This window comes from Thermoanaerobacter wiegelii Rt8.B1 (assembly GCF_000147695.2).
Taxonomy (GTDB): Bacteria; Bacillota; Thermoanaerobacteria; order Thermoanaerobacterales; family Thermoanaerobacteraceae; genus Thermoanaerobacter; species Thermoanaerobacter ethanolicus.
Map to the genome: position 1 here is coordinate 2,088,540 of NC_015958.1, position 18,933 is coordinate 2,107,472.

The following is an 18,933-nucleotide window of genomic DNA, read 5'->3' on the forward strand; positions in this document are numbered from 1 at the left end:
CTGCAATCCCATGGTTTATTTATTTTTTTAAGGAGGTTTTTATTATGACACAATTGGAATACGCCCTTTCAGGCATTGTCACAAAAGAGATGAAAATAGTTGCAGAGTATGAAGGAGTTGACGAAGAATTTATTTTAGAAGGAGTCAAAAAAGGCGAGATAGTCATACCCTCAAATGTCAATCACAAAAATCTTATTCCCAGAGGCATAGGAAAGGGTTTATCGACAAAAGTAAATGCCAATATAGGAACCTCTGATGCATACCCTGAAGTTGAAAAAGAAATTGAAAAATTAAATGTTGCCGTAAAAGCTGGAGCAGATGCGGTAATGGATTTAAGCACAGGGGGCGACATTAACCAATCTCGTAGAAAAATACTTGAAAATTCCCCTGTCCCTGTAGGCACTGTCCCCATGTATCAAGCAGCTGTAGAATCTATATCCAAATACGGTAGCATTGTAGCTATGCCTGAAGAATTCATTTTTGAAATTATAGAAGAACAAGCAAAAGACGGGGTTGATTTTATTACAGTCCACTGTGGTTTAACATTTGAATCATTGAAAAAGCTTAAAGACAACGGCCGAGTGATGGATATAGTAAGCCGCGGTGGCTCCTTTACAATTGCTTGGATGCTCCATAATGACAAAGAAAATCCTTTGTATAAACATTTTGATAGGCTCCTTGATATTGCTAAAAAATATGACATAACTCTAAGCTTAGGAGATGGACTGCGTCCAGGTTGTCTTGAAGATGCTACAGACGCAGCACAAATTCAAGAACTTATAATCCTTGGTGAGCTTGTCAAAAGGGCTCGCGAAGCAGGAGTCCAAGTTATGGTAGAGGGACCTGGGCATGTGCCAATTGACCAAATTGAAGCAAATGTAAAACTTCAAAAACAGCTTTGTCACAACGCCCCTTTTTATGTGCTTGGCCCTATTGTGACTGATATAGCTCCTGGTTATGACCACATAACTTCAGCAATCGGAGGAGCAATTGCAGCAGCTTCTGGTGCTGATTTCCTTTGCTATGTTACACCCGCTGAACATCTCGGACTTCCAGACAAAGAAGATGTCAAAGAAGGCGTTATTGCAGCAAAAATAGCTGCCCATGCTGCAGATATCGCAAAAGGCGTAAAAGGTGCTAAAGAAAAAGATTTAACTATGGCTAGAGCTAGAAAAGCCTTAAACTGGGATGACCAAATAAAGCTTTCTATAGACCCTGATAAAGCTTTTAAATATCGCGTCAATAAAAACATATCTACAGCCAAAACTTGCAGTATGTGCGGAAAATTCTGCGCTATGAAAATTGTCAGTGAGTACCTTGGAACTCCCTCTATGACCTGCTAGTATATTTGCCATATTTACACTCCCCCTTGATTTTCTTTACTAATTTCTGCTATAATAAAGGAAAACATCAAGGGGGTATTTTTTATGGAAAAGTGGCAGTGCACAGTATGCGGGTACATATACGATCCAGAAGAAGGAGACCCATCCCAAGGAATTGCACCAGGAACGCCTTTTGAAGAATTGCCTGATGATTGGGTTTGTCCAGACTGTGGAGTAGGAAAAGATATGTTTGAAAAAATGTGAGGGAGCAATTGCTCTCTCTTTTTATTGATTTTTAATAAGATTCATATTATTATAGTTGTATAAAATCATTATGCTCAAACAAAGATATAATCAAACTGTGGAGGGCGTGTAAATTTAATGAGTGAAGGTTTTAGGAGGTTAACTCCTGAAGAAGCTTTAGAAATTATAAAAAAGCAACAGCGAGGAAAATTAAAAATATTCTTAGGATATGCTCCTGGTGTTGGAAAAACTTATGCAATGCTCAATGAAGGCAACAGGCGTCTTAAAAGAGGTCAAGATGTAGTAATAGGTTATGTGGAAACTCATGGAAGAAAAGAGACAGAAGCACAAATAGGAAATTTAGAAATAATCCCGCGAAAAAAAATTGAATACCACGGCATGATATTAGAAGAAATGGATACCGACGCCATAATTGCTCGTAAACCAGAAGTAGTTTTAATAGATGAATTGGCACATACAAATGCGCCTGGCTCTAAGCACAAAAAAAGATATGAAGATGTGGAAGAAATTTTACGCCATGGAATAAATGTAATTACAACACTTAACATCCAACATTTAGAAAGTTTAAATGACGTTATTCAGCAAATCACAGGTGTTGCTGTAAGAGAAACAATCCCTGACAGCATAGTCGATAACGCAGATGAAATTGTTGCTGTAGATTTGACTCCTGATGCTTTGCTTAATCGATTAAAAAGAGGAGATATTTATCCAGTAAGCAAAGTCGATGAGTGTCTATCTAACTTTTTTAGAAAAGGAAATTTAAATGCTTTAAGAGAGTTAATGCTAAGACTTACCGCCGAAGAAGTAGATATAGAATTAGAAGAATATATGAAAGAGCATGGAATAACTGATACATGGGAAACAAATGAAAAAATAATGGTGTGTATAACACCAAATCCACTATCTAAAAAGCTTATAAGAAGGGGTGCAAGGAGAGCAAGAAGATTCAAATGTGATTGGGTAGTAGTGTATGTAAACTGTACACATTTTCTTGCACCTAAACTTACTGAAAAAGATAAAGAAGTTTTAGAAAGCCATTTTATGTTAGCAAAACAATTAGGGGCAGAAGTCTACACATTGACAGGAAAAAGCGTGTCTGATGAGCTTTTAAAATTTGCAAAGCAAATGCACATTACACAAATAATAATAGGGCATTCTCAAAGGTCAAGACTACAAACCTTTTTTAGAGGTTCTACTGTTATAAAGTTAATTAAAAAAGCAAAAAATATAGAAATTCACGTAATACCTTATAAATAACTTCTTCATTACTAAAAGGAGCAGTGAAAAATGGAAAACAAATTTAGAATCTCACTTATAACTTTTTTGTTAATTTTAGCCATAACCATGACAATGGTATTAGTTTTTCACCAACCTCCCTATATACCGCTTTTTATAAGCTATATAATAACCTTTGCTATTGTTTTGATAAACGGTTTTTCGCCTCAAGAACTTATCAATATGTCAATTAAAGGAATTAAAAAAGGTATAAATGTGATGATTATACTCCTTTTGATAGGAGCCCTCGTTGCCTTGTGGAAACAGAATGGAACCCTTCCTGCTCTTATTTACTACGCCTCCCACTTTTTAAAACCACAAGCTTTTTTGTTGGTGTCTTTTATCACAACCTCTATTATCTCAATGATTTTAGGTACAGCTGTAGGAACCGCTAGTACTATTGGAATAGTAATAATGGGACTAGCCCATGGCTTTGGCTATTCTCCTCCAATAGTTGCTGGTGCAGTAATATCCGGTTCTTTTATAGGAGATAGGACTTCTCCCCTTGCAGGAAATGTTATTCTTCTGTCAGATATGGGAGAAATTGAACAATACAATGTACTTAAATCTCTTTTTAAAACCACGATTCCTACTTTTGTATTAACTGGTTTATTGTACTATCTTTTAAGTCTTCACATTAATATTTCTTCGCCGCACACCTTTGACAATCTTGCAGCTATAATTTTGAAAAATTATAAAATAAACTTTTTCTTGTTTTTAGCTCCTATAATGATTATAACGTTGGCTTTTTTCAGGATTTCTACAAAGATAAATCTTTCAATTGCTGTCCTTCTCTCCTACTTTGTCTCTTTACTAAATGGTTATAACCCTATAGATTCTTTAAAAGTCATTATGTTGGGAAATATATCTAATATTCCAGAATTTAAATCTATCTTTTCAGGAGGAGGTATGATTTCAATCTTCCCAATGATAGGAGTAGTAACCTTTGCTACCGCTCTTTCTGGAATATTAGAAGGAACAGGAATTATAAAAGCAGTTTTTAGAAAAGCCCAAAAAATTAAAAACCCTAAAATTGCCTATTTGGTCACAATGTTATTAAGCACTTTAATGGCAGTAATAACTTGTAATCAAGCCCTTTCTGTAATTTTACCTTCCCGCATAATGCTGGAAGTCTTTAAAAATCTTAACGTGAAAAGTGATATGATGGTAAGAGCAATAGCAGATTCAGGCATGATACTTGCCGGCATAATACCCTGGAATTTAGCAGCAATGCTTCCTTCTGCAGTTTTAGGAGTAAAAGTCATTGATTACCTTCCCTATGCTTATTTAAATCTATTATTCCCTATATTATCAATACTTATCGTGTTTATAGAAAGTAATAAACAATATAGCAATGCTACAACAGAAGAATTTTAAAAAGCAGGATTTTATTCCTGCTTTTATATCGCATATTTTAAGTTTGTATAATAAGGTAGCCCTCCTACCATAGGGACCTTCACTTCTCCTTGTATAAGGGGTCTTGCATAATCAAAAAATTCTTCAGTGACATAATTACCTTCTTCATTTATCCAATTTAAAGGCACTTTTTTCTCCTTGTTACACACTTTATCAACATCTACAATATCCGTTTTAACAGTGTATTGGTAATTTCTTTCTCTTACAAGGCTTATCATTTTCCCGGTTTCACCACATAACGCATACTTTACTGCTTCCCTCCCCAACATTTCAGCTTCTTCAAAATCCACTTTAGATGCCAAGTGCATTGCACATCTTTGCGTTACACCAAGTCTGGTCATTTTGACACGTTTATATATTTTCTCTTTTACAAGCTTTTCTATATAGTCTCCTACTCCTCCCAGTTGAGGATGACCAAAAGCATCTTTATGATAAGCATTTTCTTTTCTTCCAATGTAATTCCCTTTTTCATCCATAAGTCCTTCTGATACAGTTATAAAGACATTGCCATATTCCTTATAAGCTTTATTTACATCCTCTAAAAATCTTTCCTCATTAAAAGGTATCTCAGGAAGATAAATAAGTTGTTTCAAATGGGGCAATCTTTCTTTAACCAAAGCAGAAGAAGCGGTAAGCCAACCTGCATTTCTGCCCATCACTTCGAGTACGTTAATTGTCTTAGTCTCATACACTTCCGCATCTAAAGCAAGTTCTAAAGTAGTTGTGGCTATATATTTTGCCGCACTTCCAAAACCAGGAGAATGATCTGTAAACATCAAATCGTTATCAATAGTCTTAGGAATTCCAATTACATTTATTTCAAAACCTATTTCTCTTGCATATTTACTGATTTTGTCAACGGCATCCATAGAATCATTGCCACCTATGTAGAAAAAATATTTAATGTTGTATTTCTTAAAAATTTCTATTAACTTTTTGTATTCCTCTTCATCCTCTAAATAGTCTTTTAACCTATATCGGCACGACCCTAATGCAGCCGCAGGGCTAAATCTCATTTGTTTTATTCTTTCATAGGGAATATCAAATATGTCAATAATATTGCCTTTTATTATACCTTCTATGCCGTTTATCCCACCATAAACTTTACCAATTTTCTCCGAGCGTGAAGCTTCCATTATAGCTCCATACAGACTGGAATTAATAACAGCTGTAGGACCACCTGATTGTGCTATAAGACAATTGCTTTTAGTATACATAATATACCCCCATTGTGATATTCTATTATAAATTGTAAAGTAATTCAGATATATTATATCACAAAAAGAAATATAATAATAATTTTTGATAAAATTTTATCAACCCTTCTTGCAAAAAGCAAAAAAATATAGCAAAATTATAATAAATAACGCATTCATCTTAAAAATACGGAGGGAGACATTATGGATGTAATTGAATTAGCTGCTCATTTGATGGCATTATCAGCGAGAACAGCACCTAAAGCAACTGGAAAAGACTTTATAGAAACAAAAGTAATTACAGGTGAAGACCTCGTAAGGTTAAAAGAGGATATGATGAAATATGGCGAAGAATCCGGAAAGAAAAATTTTGACAGGGATGCAAAAAACGTCGCTAACTCCAGTGCAGTACTTTTAATTTCATTAAATAAACCAGAAAAAGTTGGACTAAATTGCGGCGCCTGCGGTTATAATCTTTGCACTAGTCTAAGGGATTTTAGAGAAGGTACAGAATTCGCAGGTCCCATATGTGCCTGGAGGCTCATCGACTTAGGAATAGCAGTAGGGTCTGCAGTTAAAACCGCCAGTCTCTTGAATGTGGATAATCGAGTTATGTATAGAATAGGTGTAAGTGCAAGAAGGTTAAAATTAATTGAAGGAGAAATTGTTATAGGCATTCCTCTTTCTGCTACAGGCAAAAACATATACTTTGATAGATAAAAAATGCCAGGTTAAATCCTGGCATTTTTTAAAATGACTTAGCTGCTTTTACAATATCCTCCGCTGTCAAACCATAATGTTTTAAAAGCTCTTTAGGTGAACCGGATTGTCCAAACTCATCTCTTATTCCAATTCTCTTTATCTTCACTGGATATTCCTCTGAAAGAACCTCTGCTACCACCGAACCAAGCCCACCTATTATGCTGTGCTCTTCTGCTGTTATAACTTTGCCCGTCTTTTTAGCTACTTCTACTATTAAATCTTTGTCTATCGGCTTTATTGTGTGGATATTGACAACTGTCGCTTCTATTCCCTCTTCTTTTAGTTTATCTGCTGCTTCAATCGCTATGGCTACCATTATCCCTGTCGCTATTATCGCTACGTCTTTCCCTTCTCTTATTACTTCACCTTTTCCTAATTCAAATTTGTAGTTTTGATCGTGTATATCTGGTACTGCCATCCTCCCCAACCTTATGTATACTGGCCCATAGTGTTCTGCAGCCGCAAATATGGCTTGTCTCGTCTCTTCTGCATCGGCTGGGTTTATTACCACCATCCCAGGTATTCCTCTCATAAGGGATATATCCTCTATTGATTGGTGTGTTGCCCCGTCTTCTCCTACTGTTATACCAGCATGGGTTGCCGCTATTTTTACATTTAAGTGTGGATAACCTATGGAGTTTCTCACTTGTTCGTATGCTCTTCCTGTTGCAAATATGGCAAAAGTGCTGGCAAAAGGAATTTTCCCACAGGTAGCAAGTCCTGCTGCTGTTACCATCATGTCTTGCTCTGATATTCCCATGTTAAAAAATCTATCTGGATATACTTTTTGAAAATCTGCCGTCTTTGTAGATTTTGATAAGTCTGCGTCTAATACCACTACATTTTTATTTTTTGCGCCTAATTCTACTAAGGCTTTCCCATAGGCTTCTCTTGTCGCCATAGCCATTTATACTCCACCCCCTTCAAGTTCTTGTATAGCTTTTTGTCTTTGTTCTTCATTAGGCGCACTGCCATGCCATCCTACTTGATTTTCCATAAAGGATACGCCTTTCCCTTTTATTGTATGAGCTATTATCAATGTAGGTTTTCCTTTTGTAGCTTTTGCTTCTTCTATGGCTTTGTCTATTTGTTCAAAGTCGTGGCCGTCTATTTCTATTACGTGCCATCCAAAAGCTTTGAATTTTTCATTTACTGGTTCTATGTTTTTTACTTCTCTGTTTGGGCCATCTATTTGTAAACCGTTAAAGTCAAGTATTGCAGTCAAGTTGTCGAGTTTGTAATGGGCTGCTGTCATAGCTGCTTCCCATATTTGCCCTTCTTGTAATTCTCCATCTCCTAATATTGCATAGACTCTATAGCCCTTTTTATCTAATTTACCTGCTAATGCCATTCCATTTGCAGCGGAAAGTCCTTGACCTAACGACCCTGTGGTCATATCAAGTCCCGGTGTGGATTTCATATCGGGATGACCCTGAAGTATTGAACCGAGCTTTCTTAAAGTTTTTAACTCTTCTTTTGGGAAAAATCCTTTTTCAGCTAAAACCGCATACAGAGCAGGAGCTGCATGACCTTTTGATAAAACGAGTCTATCCCTATCTTCCCATTTGGGGTTGTCAGGCTTTACATTCATTTTATCAAAATAGAGCAAGGTTAAAATATCTGCGCAAGATAATGACCCCCCAGGATGGCCAGATCCTGCTTCTGCTAACATATTTATAATGTCTATTCTCACTTCTTTTGCCTTTTGCTTCAAAAATTCTTTGTCCATACCAATACCTCCATTTCACATGTTTTTAAATCCTTCTCCTAAAACTTCATGAGCTGTTGATAATATCACGAAGGCGTTGGGGTCTATTCTTTTCACAAGGCTTCTTAAGGTTGTAACTTCCCTACGAGTTACAACACACAATAAAACATTTTTGTCCTTTTTTGAATAACCCCCTCTTCCTTTTAGTTCTGTTACCCCCCTTTCCATTCCCTCCAATATTGACTTACTAATTTCTTCATACTTATCAGAAATAATTATAGCAATTCTCTCATCGCCACTACCTTCTTGTATGAGGTCAATAACTTTGATAGAAATAAATTCAGTAGCTAAAGCATAAAGGGCAAGTTCCGGGCTAAAAACTATGCCTGCTAAAGTTATTATTACAAAGTCTATTATAAGCAATATTCTGCCCACACTTAAAAAGTGTATGTATTTATGCAAAGTCATAGCAGCCATGTCTGTTCCACCAGTTGTTGCACCATATTTTATCACAATACCTAACCCTACACCCATTATTATACCACCATATACTGCTGCTAACATAGTATCATGGGTAAGAGGTTTTAAAAAAGCTAATGCATCAATAGAAACACCTAATAAAATAGTTGAATAAAGTGTTTTAGCTCCAAAACCTGTTCCTAAAGCTTTAGTCGAAATGATAAAAAGTGGAATATTTATTGCCAATGTAACTGCTCCAATTGGCCATCCAAACAAATGTTGTAGAACAACTGCAAGTCCACTTACTCCACCAGGAGCAATTTTGTTAGGTGCCAAAAATAGGTCAAGAGACAAACTAACAAGTAAGGTACCTATCGTAACCCAGAAAAAGTCTATTATTATTTTCTTAAGTGAAACTTTCATAATACATCCCCTTATCGCATGTCAACTTTTCCTTTGTGTAGCAAAACTTTAAGAGCAAATTTAGGAAGTGCCATCATCCTTTTATATCTCCAAGGCTCTTTAATTAACCTGTATAGCCACTCTAAGCCTAATTTTCTATAAATGTAAGGTGCTCTCTTAACTTTTCCAGCTATTACATCAAAACTTCCTCCTACCCCCATTGCTATTTTTACTTTTAATTTGTCTCTGTTTTTATATATCCATTTCTCTTGTTTAGGAGCACCTAAAGCCACAAAAAGAACTTCTGCACCCTTATTATTTATCTCTTCTATGATTTTATTTTCTTCCTCTTGAGTAAAATAGCCATGATGAGTTCCTACTATTTTGACCCTCGGATATAACTTTTCTAAATTGACACGAGCTTGTTCTGCAACTTGAGGAGCTGCTCCTAATAGATAAATTTTTGTATTTTTAGAAGATATATCTTTTATAAATTCCATCATGAGGTCAAAACCTGCTACTCTTTCAGGCATCGGCTTTTTAAAAACTTTTGAAGCAAAAACAATGCCGTTTCCATCTGGAACATTTAAGTCAGTATTATTTAATATTTCCATATATTCTTTATCCTTTTGCGCCATCATTACAATTTCCGCATTAGGTGTTGCAACAATGTGCAGTCTGTCTTCTTGTAAAAAATTGTTTAAAATCTCTACTGCTTGTCTCATTGTCACTCGATCTATTGGCACTCCAAATATATCCAATCTTTCCATCTTCACACCTCAAATTTATTATGTTCAAATAATATGTCAAAATTCTTTTTTGCTCTTTCTTTTAATTCATTTAAATGCTTAGACATATTATTTATATACTCTTCTTTTTGCTGTAAAATTGAACTTACTTTTTTTAGAATGTCTTCGGCAGTAAAAGAATTAATATCTCCTGCACTGCTTTCATCAACAGACTTTAGAAAACCCTCCACCTTAGGGTCATAAGATATACCAATAAATGGAACCAAAGATATAAACGCAAAAATCAAAGAATGCAGTCTTACACCTATTAATAAGCTGCTGCTTCTAATAATACTCAATATCTCTTCTATTTCGTATTTTCCAGTTAAAATTTCATAAGGCATTTTCATATAAGTAGCAACCCTATCGCTCTCTTCTATATCCTCATGATAAAAAGGAAGAAAAACAATCTTATATCCATAATCCTGCGCAATAAAATCTGCAGCCCTTGCCAACTCAACCCTTGATAATTCAGAATTTCCCCATTCTCTCGTGCAAATCAGAACATATTCTGCAGAATTTAAATCAATCCCTTCTTTTTCGAGGATTTTGCCAAAAATTTCTCTATTATTACCACCAGAAAAATTTAATACAAGGTCTGCCGCTACTACCACATCTTTTTTGACATTTAGCTGTTTCAAATACTCTTTGGATAATTCGTCTCTTACAGCTATTCCGTCAACTTTATTTAAAATTCTTGCAGTAAGCCATCTGTTAAACTTTTTATCAACTGGACCAATACCTTGTCCCATAACATACACTTTTTTCCTAAGGAATTTCCCCATAAGCATTATTCCGAGATAATACCACAAACTCTTACTACTGGTCTTATCTTGTATAAGACTCCCCCCGCCACTTAACAGTACATCTGACTGTTTTAGCGCTTTGTATATTTCTTTGAAAGAGTTCCTATTTACTGCTTTTACGTTGTACTTTTTAGAAGTTTCATCAGGTTTATTAGAAAGAACTGTTATATCTGTTATACCTCTTTCTTTTAAACCTTCTACCAGACATTTTAGAACAGCTTCATCCCCAATATTATCAAATCCGTAATAGCCGGATATGACTGTTTTCATATCAATACTCCCTTTTTATATTTTTTAAGATCTTGTCCACTATAAATACAGCAATCATGCCAATTAAAGCCCCCAATACCCATGCAATTACCGTGCGCTCTATCGCAATCGTAAGCACGCTTTCGATATGGCTAAAAGTATTGACAATCGACAATATACCTATCGAAGCAAATATCCCCATAATAAATGTCCACGCTTTTGAGCGTTTAAAAGCAGCATAAATTCCCAATATAATCGCAGGGTCACCTATTAAAAATTCCTTCGTCCGAGGTCTTGCTACAAGAGTGTGTTCAAGAAAATCTCTAAATTTAAGCTCTAGCTCTGTCGGCTTAACAATAGGTTCATTGCCCGTCCTTGAAATGTATATAATTCCGATAATCCCTGCTATAGCAATAGCTACTAAATGCCATACTTTTATATCTATATTTAAAAATTCCTTTATTCTCTCCATAAAAGTCTTCCAGTGATTAGCATTGTATATCTTTATAATATAATACAAAACATAAAACACTAAAGGTAGTACAAAAGAAACTTTTACACCCCTAAAATAGTCAATTTTTAACATATATTTACTATCAGCCATTATAGCCGCTATACTAAGAGCTCCTATAAAAGAAATCAGTAGTGAATTAATAAATATTTTTAAAGAAGTATATTTGAAACTGAGATTTTTCTTTTTATCCAATATTTCTTTCATTTTGTCTATAAAATATCCTATTCCAAGAGAAGGAAAAATTATAGAAGAAGCTAATGCTACTGCTTTGACCCCTAAATCGTTAAATCTGCTTACTAGCACTGAAGAAGTCAGTACAGCTCCCAACAATCCTAATAAAATTAACACATATTCTCCAATTCCTAACATCTGTAAAAGCAACAAGCCACCAGCGATAACTCCCAAACTTATGAGTATTTCTGTAAGTTTTGATTGATGAATTTGTTGAAGAGGTTTTGCAATGCCAGCTTTTAATCCAGCTTTTTTTATGTATTTTGTCATATCTTCAATCATAGATTGATTTTGTTGTATGTTGTAAGCTGCACTTTTGGAATTATCTATTTTTGCTCTCATATAAATAATTCTCACATTTCGCTCTATTATTCCTCTGTACCATCTATTTACTATTTCAGAAGTATCGTATTTTTGAGTTTCTGCTTCTGAAACTCCAAAGACTTTTATCCCCCTATAATCATCGAACTTAGCAAATTTATTCATTCCATCTTGAAGTTTTTTCCCCATAGGCACATCTATAATTCCTACGTTTATGCCATTTTTCTTAAATAAAGAAGCAGCATAAGATATTTTTTCCGGATTTCCTAAGACATCAGTACCATTAAAAATTACAGTTTTTACATCAAATTTCTTCAATATATCAACATAGTCTTTTATATCTTTATCCTTTATCCCAGTAAAATTCTCAATTCGCGGTATCACATCAAAGCCTAAAGACTTTACCAGTTCTAAATCACTTTCATCAAATCCCAACCCCTTTGTTATAAAAGCATCTTTGGGTTTATTGATAACAAAGGCATAGCTACCTCTCTTTTCAAGCACTTTTAATTCGTCTTCAGGTACTCTTCTTGTTAAAGCCTCTTTAAGAAAATTGAATATCTTTACATCTTTTGTTGTAACAACTATGTAGTTTCCATACTGCTCCCTTTCCTTATCTGTAAGACTCTTTAAGTAGTCTTCCAATGCTACATTCCCTAAGTTTGAAGACAACAAATAAAGATTTCCTACGTCTTTTAAAAGGCTCAAAGAAATTTTACCAGACTGTTGAAGGCTTTCAAGAGTAACCTCATTTACAGCAACACCTATAAGACCAGCTGATTTCATGTCAGAAAGTACAGAAACCAAATCTTTGCCTGTTGCAGAAGCAAGGTATTTGAAGCTTTTTAAATCTCCTACAATTTCTACTGTATCATAGTTGTTTTCTACTCTTATTCTGTTTATGTCTACGAAAATAGATACTACTAAAGAAATAGCAATAAATATTACAAGTATTTTTCTTAGCTTCAAATTAATCTCTCCTTTGCATTCGCTTTTGTAACACATCAACATTTAAGGTGGGTAACTATTCATATTATATCACAAAAATTTCTTTAGAGCATAAAAAAACAGCGCAAAGCGCTGTTAATTTTTTGTATATTTCCCCATCACAACTATGTATGTGTGTTTTGTCGCTTTTATGCCTCTGCCATCAGAGCGTGGAAAAAGCAAAAGGTGATTAGCAGGTATAAGGTCATTATCTTTCAAATTTGTACCTGCAGTAAGGTCCGCTACTCCATCAGTTTTTGTAACAATTACTGCTGAATTTGCAATTCTAACTATCGCTTGGGTACCGCCCTCCATTGTCAAAACCTCTCCTGCATTTAGTTCAACTACTTCATAGCTTGCCCCTGTCTTTGCCTCTTTTAGCTTATCATCAACATAAGCTTTTACCTGATTATATTGCGAATCAACATAGCTTTTGCTGACAAGGGGGTCTTGCTGACTTCCTGGTTCAGGATTTTGATCAGCATAACCAACACTCAAAGCCACTAAAATCACAACAAAAACCAATATAAGCGCATAAGCTTTTTTCATTTGTTCTTCCTCCTATAATTCCCCTCTTCCACCTCTATTTTATAAAAAAATAAATGATATTTCAATCGAGTAGGAGCTGAATAATTATTTTATTCAGCGTCCTCTCACACCACCGTACGTACCGTTCGGTATACGGCGGTTCATTAGGAATTATGTACAATTCTTAGTACATCGTTTCTTCCATCCCTTGACGCCGATGATATACTATGCACTTCCGTTGTCTTTTGAAATTCCCTTTCTCTATCCAACGGATAGCCTCTTTGTTGAGTTGTCTGCAGTCTTCGCATATCTCTCGAGTTCATAAGATTTCCGAAACCTCCTAATGTTCAGTCCTTCCTTATCTATTCATGTCTAGATAAGTACTATGACCTCTGCTGACTTCTCAAGGTTCAGCCATACATCACTGTATGGGTTGTCACTTCATATTTTACTTCCATGACTTATCCTTGAGACCTCCTCGGGTAAGAACGATTGCTTTCATCTCATATATCTGCCAGATTTACTGTATGGGATTCGGGTAGTGTTGGACTTTGTTTTGATGTGCAAACTCATCCATCCCAATTCAGCCTCTTATCTGGTTCTTGTTCATCAGACCGAGATTTTGCCTTAAGCTTCCTTCAGATTCCACCTCACGATGGACACCCTTGCTCTCGGCTAGTGGTTCCCACTACCAAGCCCACAGCGGACTTTCACCGCCTAGCTATCGCCCATGCCGGGCGCACACAAAAAATAAGAACTTATCTTAAAATAAGTCCTTAAAAATCAATCAACCCTAAACTTATTTGCAAAGCTTCATTGACTTTCTCCATCATTTCCTGGTCAAAATGGCCAATTTTTTCTCTTAAACGTTTTTTGTCAATAGTCCTGATTTGTTCTAACAATACTACAGAATCTTTGTTAAGTCCATATTCTGCCCCATTTATTTCAACATGAGTGGGCAATTTAGCTTTGTTGATCTGAGATGTAATTGCCGCTACTATTACTGTTGGACTATATTTATTACCAATATCATTTTGAATTATAAGTACAGGCCGAATTCCACCCTGTTCAGAGCCTATTACAGGGCTTAAATCGGCATAAAAGATATCTCCTCTCTTTATCACCATAGTCAATCACACTTTTTCAATTTCATTTCATATCCTGTAAAACATTCGTTTTCTGCGGTTAGGCCCATTTCCGCAAGTTCACTGTTGATTGCTGCCATCTCGAGATATCCTTTTTTCATGCTCTCGCGTATTTGAACTTTTTTCCTCTCGCGTATATATAATTTCATCGCTTCTCTTATAAATTCACTGCGATTTCTGTTTTCCATAGCGGCAAGAACGTCGACCTCTTCTAATAAACTCTGAGGTAAGCTCACAAGTATTCGCTTTGTTTCGCCCACTTTTAGGACCTCCTTACGCACTTATATAATTTATTATATATTACTATATATAATGATGTCAATCATTTGTAAATTTTATACTATAAAAGTCAAATTTTTAATTAATTTTTTACTTCAACTACCTCTCCTTTGTAAATATATATTCGAGGCACCCTTCTAGATATTCCACAATATACTTCATAAGGTATAGTATTTAATTTTTTAGCAATCTCCTCCGCTGTTATTTTTTCTCCCTCTTGATTTCCAAAAATAACTACATCATCACCTAGTTCTACTCCTTCTATATCGGTGACATCTATCATCGTTTGGTCCATACAAATTCTCCCAATTACAGGAGCATATTTCCCTTTTACTAAGACATGATGATTATTAGAGAGTAATCTATTAAAACCATCAGCATATCCTACAGGCAATGTGGCAATTTTGCTTTTTCTTTTAGTTATAAATGTCCTTCCATAACTAATGGAAGTACCTTCAGGTACCTCTTTTATATGCACTATTTTAGTTTTAAAGCCCATAGTTTGTTTTAAATCCAATGGTCTTTCGACTTCTTCTGAAGGATAACTGCCGTATAAAACTATTCCTGGCCTTACCATGTCTAAATAAGTATATTTAAGGTCAATAATTGCTCCACTGTTAGCTATATGCTTTAAAGGAATATTTATCCCTTTTTCTTTTAACCTTTCCAACAATTTTTTGAACATATCAAACTGTTTTTCAGCATATGTTTTATTTTTTTCATCAGAAGTAGCAAAATGACTAAATATGCCTTCTACCTCTACCCCTTCCATTTCCATCATTTTTTCTATCTCTTTTTCAGCTACCTTTAAATCTGTATATCCTATCCGTCCCATACCTGTATCAATTTTTACATGAACTTTAGCCTTCTTACCCACATTTAAGGCAATTCTTTCTAAGTCTTTAACATAGTTTATATCAAAAACAGTTTGAGTTATATTGTGCACAATTAATTCTTTGGCCTGAGTTAAAGGAGTATATCCAATAACGAGTATGGGAATATTAATTCCGCATTCCCTTAATTCTAACGCCTCTTCTATTGTAGCTACTGCCAAATAAGAAACCCCATTTTCTATTAAAACCTTTGCTACTTGACAAGCTCCATGACCATAAGCATTGGCTTTCACTACCCCCATTATTTTTACTTTCTTGCCCACCCATCGCTTTACTTCACTTAAATTATGCACTATATTATCCAAATATATTTCTGCTCTTGTTGGCCTTATATTATCAAACATTAAAAATCCCCCTTGTTTTTCACCTCAAGGATTTTATCACTTTAAGTATCTCCTCTTCATTCAAATCCCCGGTTACTGTAATTTTTACTTGCATACCATTTACCATCGTAGTATATTCCTTTTCCCCATTGTCTTTTTCTTTATAATACACTCCTTCGCTCAAAAGAAATCCTTTTTCATTAACTATTTCGTTTTGGTCAACCACAGTCTCAAAAATTTCTATCAACTCCCCACCCGAAGTATACACAAAAGTAACTCCATTATTTTCATTAACATTCACTAATACATTTAAAAGTTTAAAGCCTTGTGGTAAATACACAGGCATTACAGGATTTATGCCGCAATATTTATAAACCTCTTTTGTATCTATTTCTATTACTGGAGAATCTAAAAGATTTCCCGCTAACGTCGTTACGCTATCCTTAGTAAACAACTTGTCATTTATTTCAGGGTTATATTTATAATCCTTATAAGTAATTTTTGAAAAAATTTCATTATTAATATCAAAAATTGTCAATTCTTTAGGTGTCAAATCCTCTTTAGAAAAAGCCATTTGTTCTTTGTACATGAAAATATTTTTATCTAAAATAGGAACTGTTATTAAATAAAATTTATCCATCTCTCTTTTTTCTATCTCTCCACCTGAATTAATATAGTTTTTTATAAAAGAAGTAATCATCGAATACAAAGGAATCTCTTCTGTATTTTCTGCTACAAAAACTTGATTCACCTTTGCAAAATACACATAACTTCTTTTGCCGTCATATACAATAATTTTATCCGGACTCCCACTTTCTTTTAAAACTTCTAATCGAAATTTACCTTTTTTGTAAAATTGCACAACTGCAAATTTGTTATCTATCTTGTTGTTATAAAGCTCTACAATTGCTGTGGCAGTATAACTTTCTAATTTGTCTAATTGTTCTTTAATAGAAATAAAAGGATCTTTAACTTTTTTTGTTTTTACTCCACACCCTGAAAGAAGAAATATAAGCACAAAAACAATTACAAAAAAACTCTTTTTCAACAACTCTCACCCTCTTACAAACCACATTTAAGAGCCTCTGGAATGTTCTCAAGGATATCCATCGCTGTCATTCCATACTCTCCCACATATTCTTTAGCAATATCTCCTGCCTTCCCATGATAAAATACCCCATAAATTGCCGCTTTTTCTTCGCTAAACCCTTGAGCCAAAAAAGCTGTAATCATTCCTGTCAAAACATCTCCACTACCAGCAGTTGCCATCCCGGGATTGCCTGTGCTATTTATATATATGCTTCCTTCTTTTGTCGCTATTACAGTTTTAGCACCTTTAAGTACAAGTGTCACTTTGTACCTATCAATAAAAGTTTTTGCTACTTCAAAAAGATTATTCTTAATCTCATCAATCTCTAGGCCTGTCAATCTTGACATTTCCCCATAATGGGGAGTTAGAATAATTTTTTTACCTTGTATAACTTCCAATCTTCCTACCAAAGCATTGAGAGCATCAGCATCTAAAACTACAGGCTTATCCGTATTTTTTACAATGTCATATACCAATTGTGAAATATCTCTATCATGAGTCAATCCTGGTCCTATAGCAATAACATCACTTTCCTCTATTAACTCTAGTACACTACTTAAAGCATTATGGGATAAAATACCATTTTGTTCCTCTAATCCATAGGTTATAACCTCATAAAGTCCCCCCTGAATTACTGATTGCACACTTTGGGGAACTGCTAATTTCACCAATCCGCAACCTGCCTTAATAGCGCTTTTAGCACACAGATATGCTGCTCCTGTCATATTTTTAGAACCAGCTATAATCAAAGCTTTACCATAATCTCCTTTATGAGTATTTCCATGCCTTTTTGGAAGCTTTACATCCTCTGAAGTCACAAGGTTATAATTATAACCTACCTCTGCTGCTAACCGGTAAGGAATCCCTATTTCAGCAACACGAACTTCTCCTGCATAATCGGCACCCGGATACACTAATAAGCCTGGCTTTAGAAATTGCATAGTAACTGTTTTAGTAGCCCTAACAGCGCATCCTTCTACTTTACCTGTATCAGCATTTAATCCAGAAGGAATATCGACAGATACCACAATTTTATTGGCTTGGTTTATCATTTCTATAATCTCTTTTGTTATGCCGCTTATTTCTCCTTTAAGCCCAATTCCGTAAATTGCGTCCACAATCACATCGCTGTCTTTAATAGTTTTTTCCAAAAATTTTAGATGTTCTCTTTGAGTAATTTCCGCTACATAAATCCCCATATTTAGGATTGCATCTAAATTTACTTTTGCATCCCCTGAAATAGCACCTAAACTTGTAGTTAAAAATACTTTTACATCGACTCCCCAATTATGAAGATTTCTAGCCACTACATAGCCATCTCCACCATTATTCCCTTTTCCAGATATGACTATTACAGAGTTTAAATTCTCTTCCTCTAAAATCTTTTTCACCTCTAGCGCTGTTTCTCTTCCCGCATTCTCCATTAAACCTATAGAAGGAATTCCTATTTTTTCTATAGCTATTTTTTCAACTCCTCTCATCTGTTTTGATGTCAGCACTATCATTTTTTTCACCTCCAATAGCAATAGCACAGCTTATAGCATAGGTCTTCGTATGAGAAATAGACAGCTTTATATCCCTTATTCCCTTTTTGTCTGCAATATTTTTAGCCTTCCCCTTTAAAATTACGGCAGGGGCTCCTTTTTCATCGTGACATATTTCAATATCTTTCCAGCTAAAACCACTGATACCTGTTCCTAAGACTTTTGATATGCTTTCTTTTGCTGAAAAAAAACCCGCTATATGAGGTAATTTCATCCTTTTACTGTTAAAATACTCTATCTCTTTTTGAGTAAATAACCGTTCCAAAAATTTAGAATTTGCATCAAAAGCTTTTTTTATCCTTTCAACTTCTACAATATCCGTTCCCACAAACAGTTCCATATATACAGTTCCTCCAATTATCCTAATTACATTATATTATTTCTCTATTAATTCACAAAATCCTTCAAAAAAATAAAAGAAGGCATGACAC

The 18,933-nt window shown here is 34.9% G+C and carries 20 protein-coding genes; 5 read left to right on the forward strand and 15 right to left on the reverse strand.

Annotation, left to right across the window (positions count from 1 at the left end):
- The first annotated feature begins 44 nt into the window (after window positions 1–44).
- The 4 genes from thiC to THEWI_RS10225 all read left to right on the forward strand — a co-directional run bounded on the left by thiC (window position 45) and on the right by THEWI_RS10225 (window position 4,238).
- A complete protein-coding gene (gene thiC, locus THEWI_RS10210) occupies window positions 45–1,343 on the forward strand; it encodes a phosphomethylpyrimidine synthase ThiC (protein WP_014063360.1) in 1,299 nt (432 codons plus the stop codon).
- Between the two features lie 84 nt (window positions 1,344–1,427).
- Window positions 1,428–1,586 (forward strand): rubredoxin, encoded by a 159-nt coding sequence (gene rd / locus THEWI_RS10215; protein WP_014063361.1) that lies wholly within the window; start codon window positions 1,428–1,430, stop codon window positions 1,584–1,586.
- A 117-nt stretch (window positions 1,587–1,703) separates the two neighbouring features.
- Entirely contained in the window at window positions 1,704–2,843 is a 1,140-nt protein-coding gene (locus THEWI_RS10220; RefSeq protein ID WP_004404448.1) for a universal stress protein, read from the forward strand.
- 30 nt (window positions 2,844–2,873) lie between these two features.
- On the forward strand, window positions 2,874–4,238 hold the full coding sequence (locus THEWI_RS10225) for a Na+/H+ antiporter NhaC family protein (protein WP_014063362.1): 1,365 nt from the start codon (window positions 2,874–2,876) through the stop codon (window positions 4,236–4,238).
- A 23-nt stretch (window positions 4,239–4,261) separates the two neighbouring features.
- Here the strand turns inward: THEWI_RS10225 and THEWI_RS10230 are convergent, their stop codons facing one another.
- Window positions 4,262–5,494, reverse strand: coding sequence for a 6-phosphofructokinase (locus THEWI_RS10230; protein ID WP_014063363.1), 1,233 nt, complete (start codon window positions 5,492–5,494; stop codon window positions 4,262–4,264).
- A gap of 183 nt (window positions 5,495–5,677) precedes the next feature.
- On the opposite strand from THEWI_RS10230, the gene THEWI_RS10235 reads away from it, so the two are divergent.
- Window positions 5,678–6,193 carry a ferredoxin domain-containing protein gene (locus tag THEWI_RS10235; protein WP_004404453.1) on the forward strand — a complete coding sequence of 172 codons (516 nt, stop codon included), beginning with the start codon at window positions 5,678–5,680 and terminating at the stop codon, window positions 6,191–6,193.
- Window positions 6,194–6,221: 28 nt separating this feature from the next.
- On the opposite strand, the gene THEWI_RS10240 is transcribed toward THEWI_RS10235, so the two are convergent.
- The 14 genes from THEWI_RS10240 to acpS form a co-directional block, all read right to left on the reverse strand.
- Entirely contained in the window at window positions 6,222–7,142 is a 921-nt protein-coding gene (locus THEWI_RS10240; protein ID WP_014063364.1) for a transketolase family protein, read from the reverse strand.
- A complete protein-coding gene (locus tag THEWI_RS10245; protein WP_014063365.1) occupies window positions 7,143–7,964 on the reverse strand; it encodes a transketolase in 822 nt (273 codons plus the stop codon).
- A 15-nt stretch (window positions 7,965–7,979) separates the two neighbouring features.
- Window positions 7,980–8,825, reverse strand: coding sequence for a YitT family protein (locus THEWI_RS10250; protein WP_014063366.1), 846 nt, complete (start codon window positions 8,823–8,825; stop codon window positions 7,980–7,982).
- 11 nt (window positions 8,826–8,836) lie between these two features.
- Window positions 8,837–9,574, reverse strand: coding sequence for a WecB/TagA/CpsF family glycosyltransferase (locus THEWI_RS10255; RefSeq protein WP_014063367.1), 738 nt, complete (start codon window positions 9,572–9,574; stop codon window positions 8,837–8,839).
- Between the two features lie 2 nt (window positions 9,575–9,576).
- The gene (gene csaB, locus THEWI_RS10260) at window positions 9,577–10,668 is read right to left on the reverse strand and encodes a polysaccharide pyruvyl transferase CsaB (RefSeq protein WP_014063368.1); all 1,092 of its coding nucleotides are present in this window, start codon (window positions 10,666–10,668) and stop codon (window positions 9,577–9,579) included.
- Window position 10,669: 1 nt separating this feature from the next.
- Window positions 10,670–12,682 (reverse strand): DUF5693 family protein, encoded by a 2,013-nt coding sequence (locus THEWI_RS10265; RefSeq protein WP_014063369.1) that lies wholly within the window; start codon window positions 12,680–12,682, stop codon window positions 10,670–10,672.
- Between the two features lie 114 nt (window positions 12,683–12,796).
- Window positions 12,797–13,249, reverse strand: a complete 453-nt coding sequence (locus tag THEWI_RS10270; RefSeq protein WP_003870021.1) for a hypothetical protein — start codon at window positions 13,247–13,249, stop codon at window positions 12,797–12,799.
- A 143-nt stretch (window positions 13,250–13,392) separates the two neighbouring features.
- Window positions 13,393–13,551 carry a hypothetical protein gene (locus tag THEWI_RS14275; RefSeq protein WP_014062067.1) on the reverse strand — a complete coding sequence of 53 codons (159 nt, stop codon included), beginning with the start codon at window positions 13,549–13,551 and terminating at the stop codon, window positions 13,393–13,395.
- Window positions 13,552–14,004: 453 nt separating this feature from the next.
- On the reverse strand, window positions 14,005–14,355 hold the full coding sequence (locus THEWI_RS10280; protein ID WP_003867472.1) for a type II toxin-antitoxin system PemK/MazF family toxin: 351 nt from the start codon (window positions 14,353–14,355) through the stop codon (window positions 14,005–14,007).
- Window positions 14,356–14,357: 2 nt separating this feature from the next.
- Window positions 14,358–14,633, reverse strand: a complete 276-nt coding sequence (locus THEWI_RS10285; RefSeq protein WP_003870023.1) for a CopG family ribbon-helix-helix protein — start codon at window positions 14,631–14,633, stop codon at window positions 14,358–14,360.
- A 101-nt stretch (window positions 14,634–14,734) separates the two neighbouring features.
- Complete coding sequence (gene alr / locus THEWI_RS10290) at window positions 14,735–15,889, reverse strand: alanine racemase (protein WP_014063370.1); 1,155 nt, start codon at window positions 15,887–15,889, stop codon at window positions 14,735–14,737.
- A gap of 19 nt (window positions 15,890–15,908) precedes the next feature.
- Window positions 15,909–16,919, reverse strand: coding sequence for a LolA family protein (locus tag THEWI_RS10295; RefSeq protein ID WP_014063371.1), 1,011 nt, complete (start codon window positions 16,917–16,919; stop codon window positions 15,909–15,911).
- A gap of 11 nt (window positions 16,920–16,930) precedes the next feature.
- Entirely contained in the window at window positions 16,931–18,463 is a 1,533-nt protein-coding gene (locus THEWI_RS10300; RefSeq protein ID WP_014063372.1) for a bifunctional ADP-dependent NAD(P)H-hydrate dehydratase/NAD(P)H-hydrate epimerase, read from the reverse strand.
- Entirely contained in the window at window positions 18,426–18,842 is a 417-nt protein-coding gene (gene acpS / locus THEWI_RS10305; RefSeq protein ID WP_003870027.1) for a holo-ACP synthase, read from the reverse strand. Before acpS ends, THEWI_RS10300 begins: the two co-directional genes overlap by 38 nt.
- Window positions 18,843–18,933: the final 91 nt, after the last annotated feature.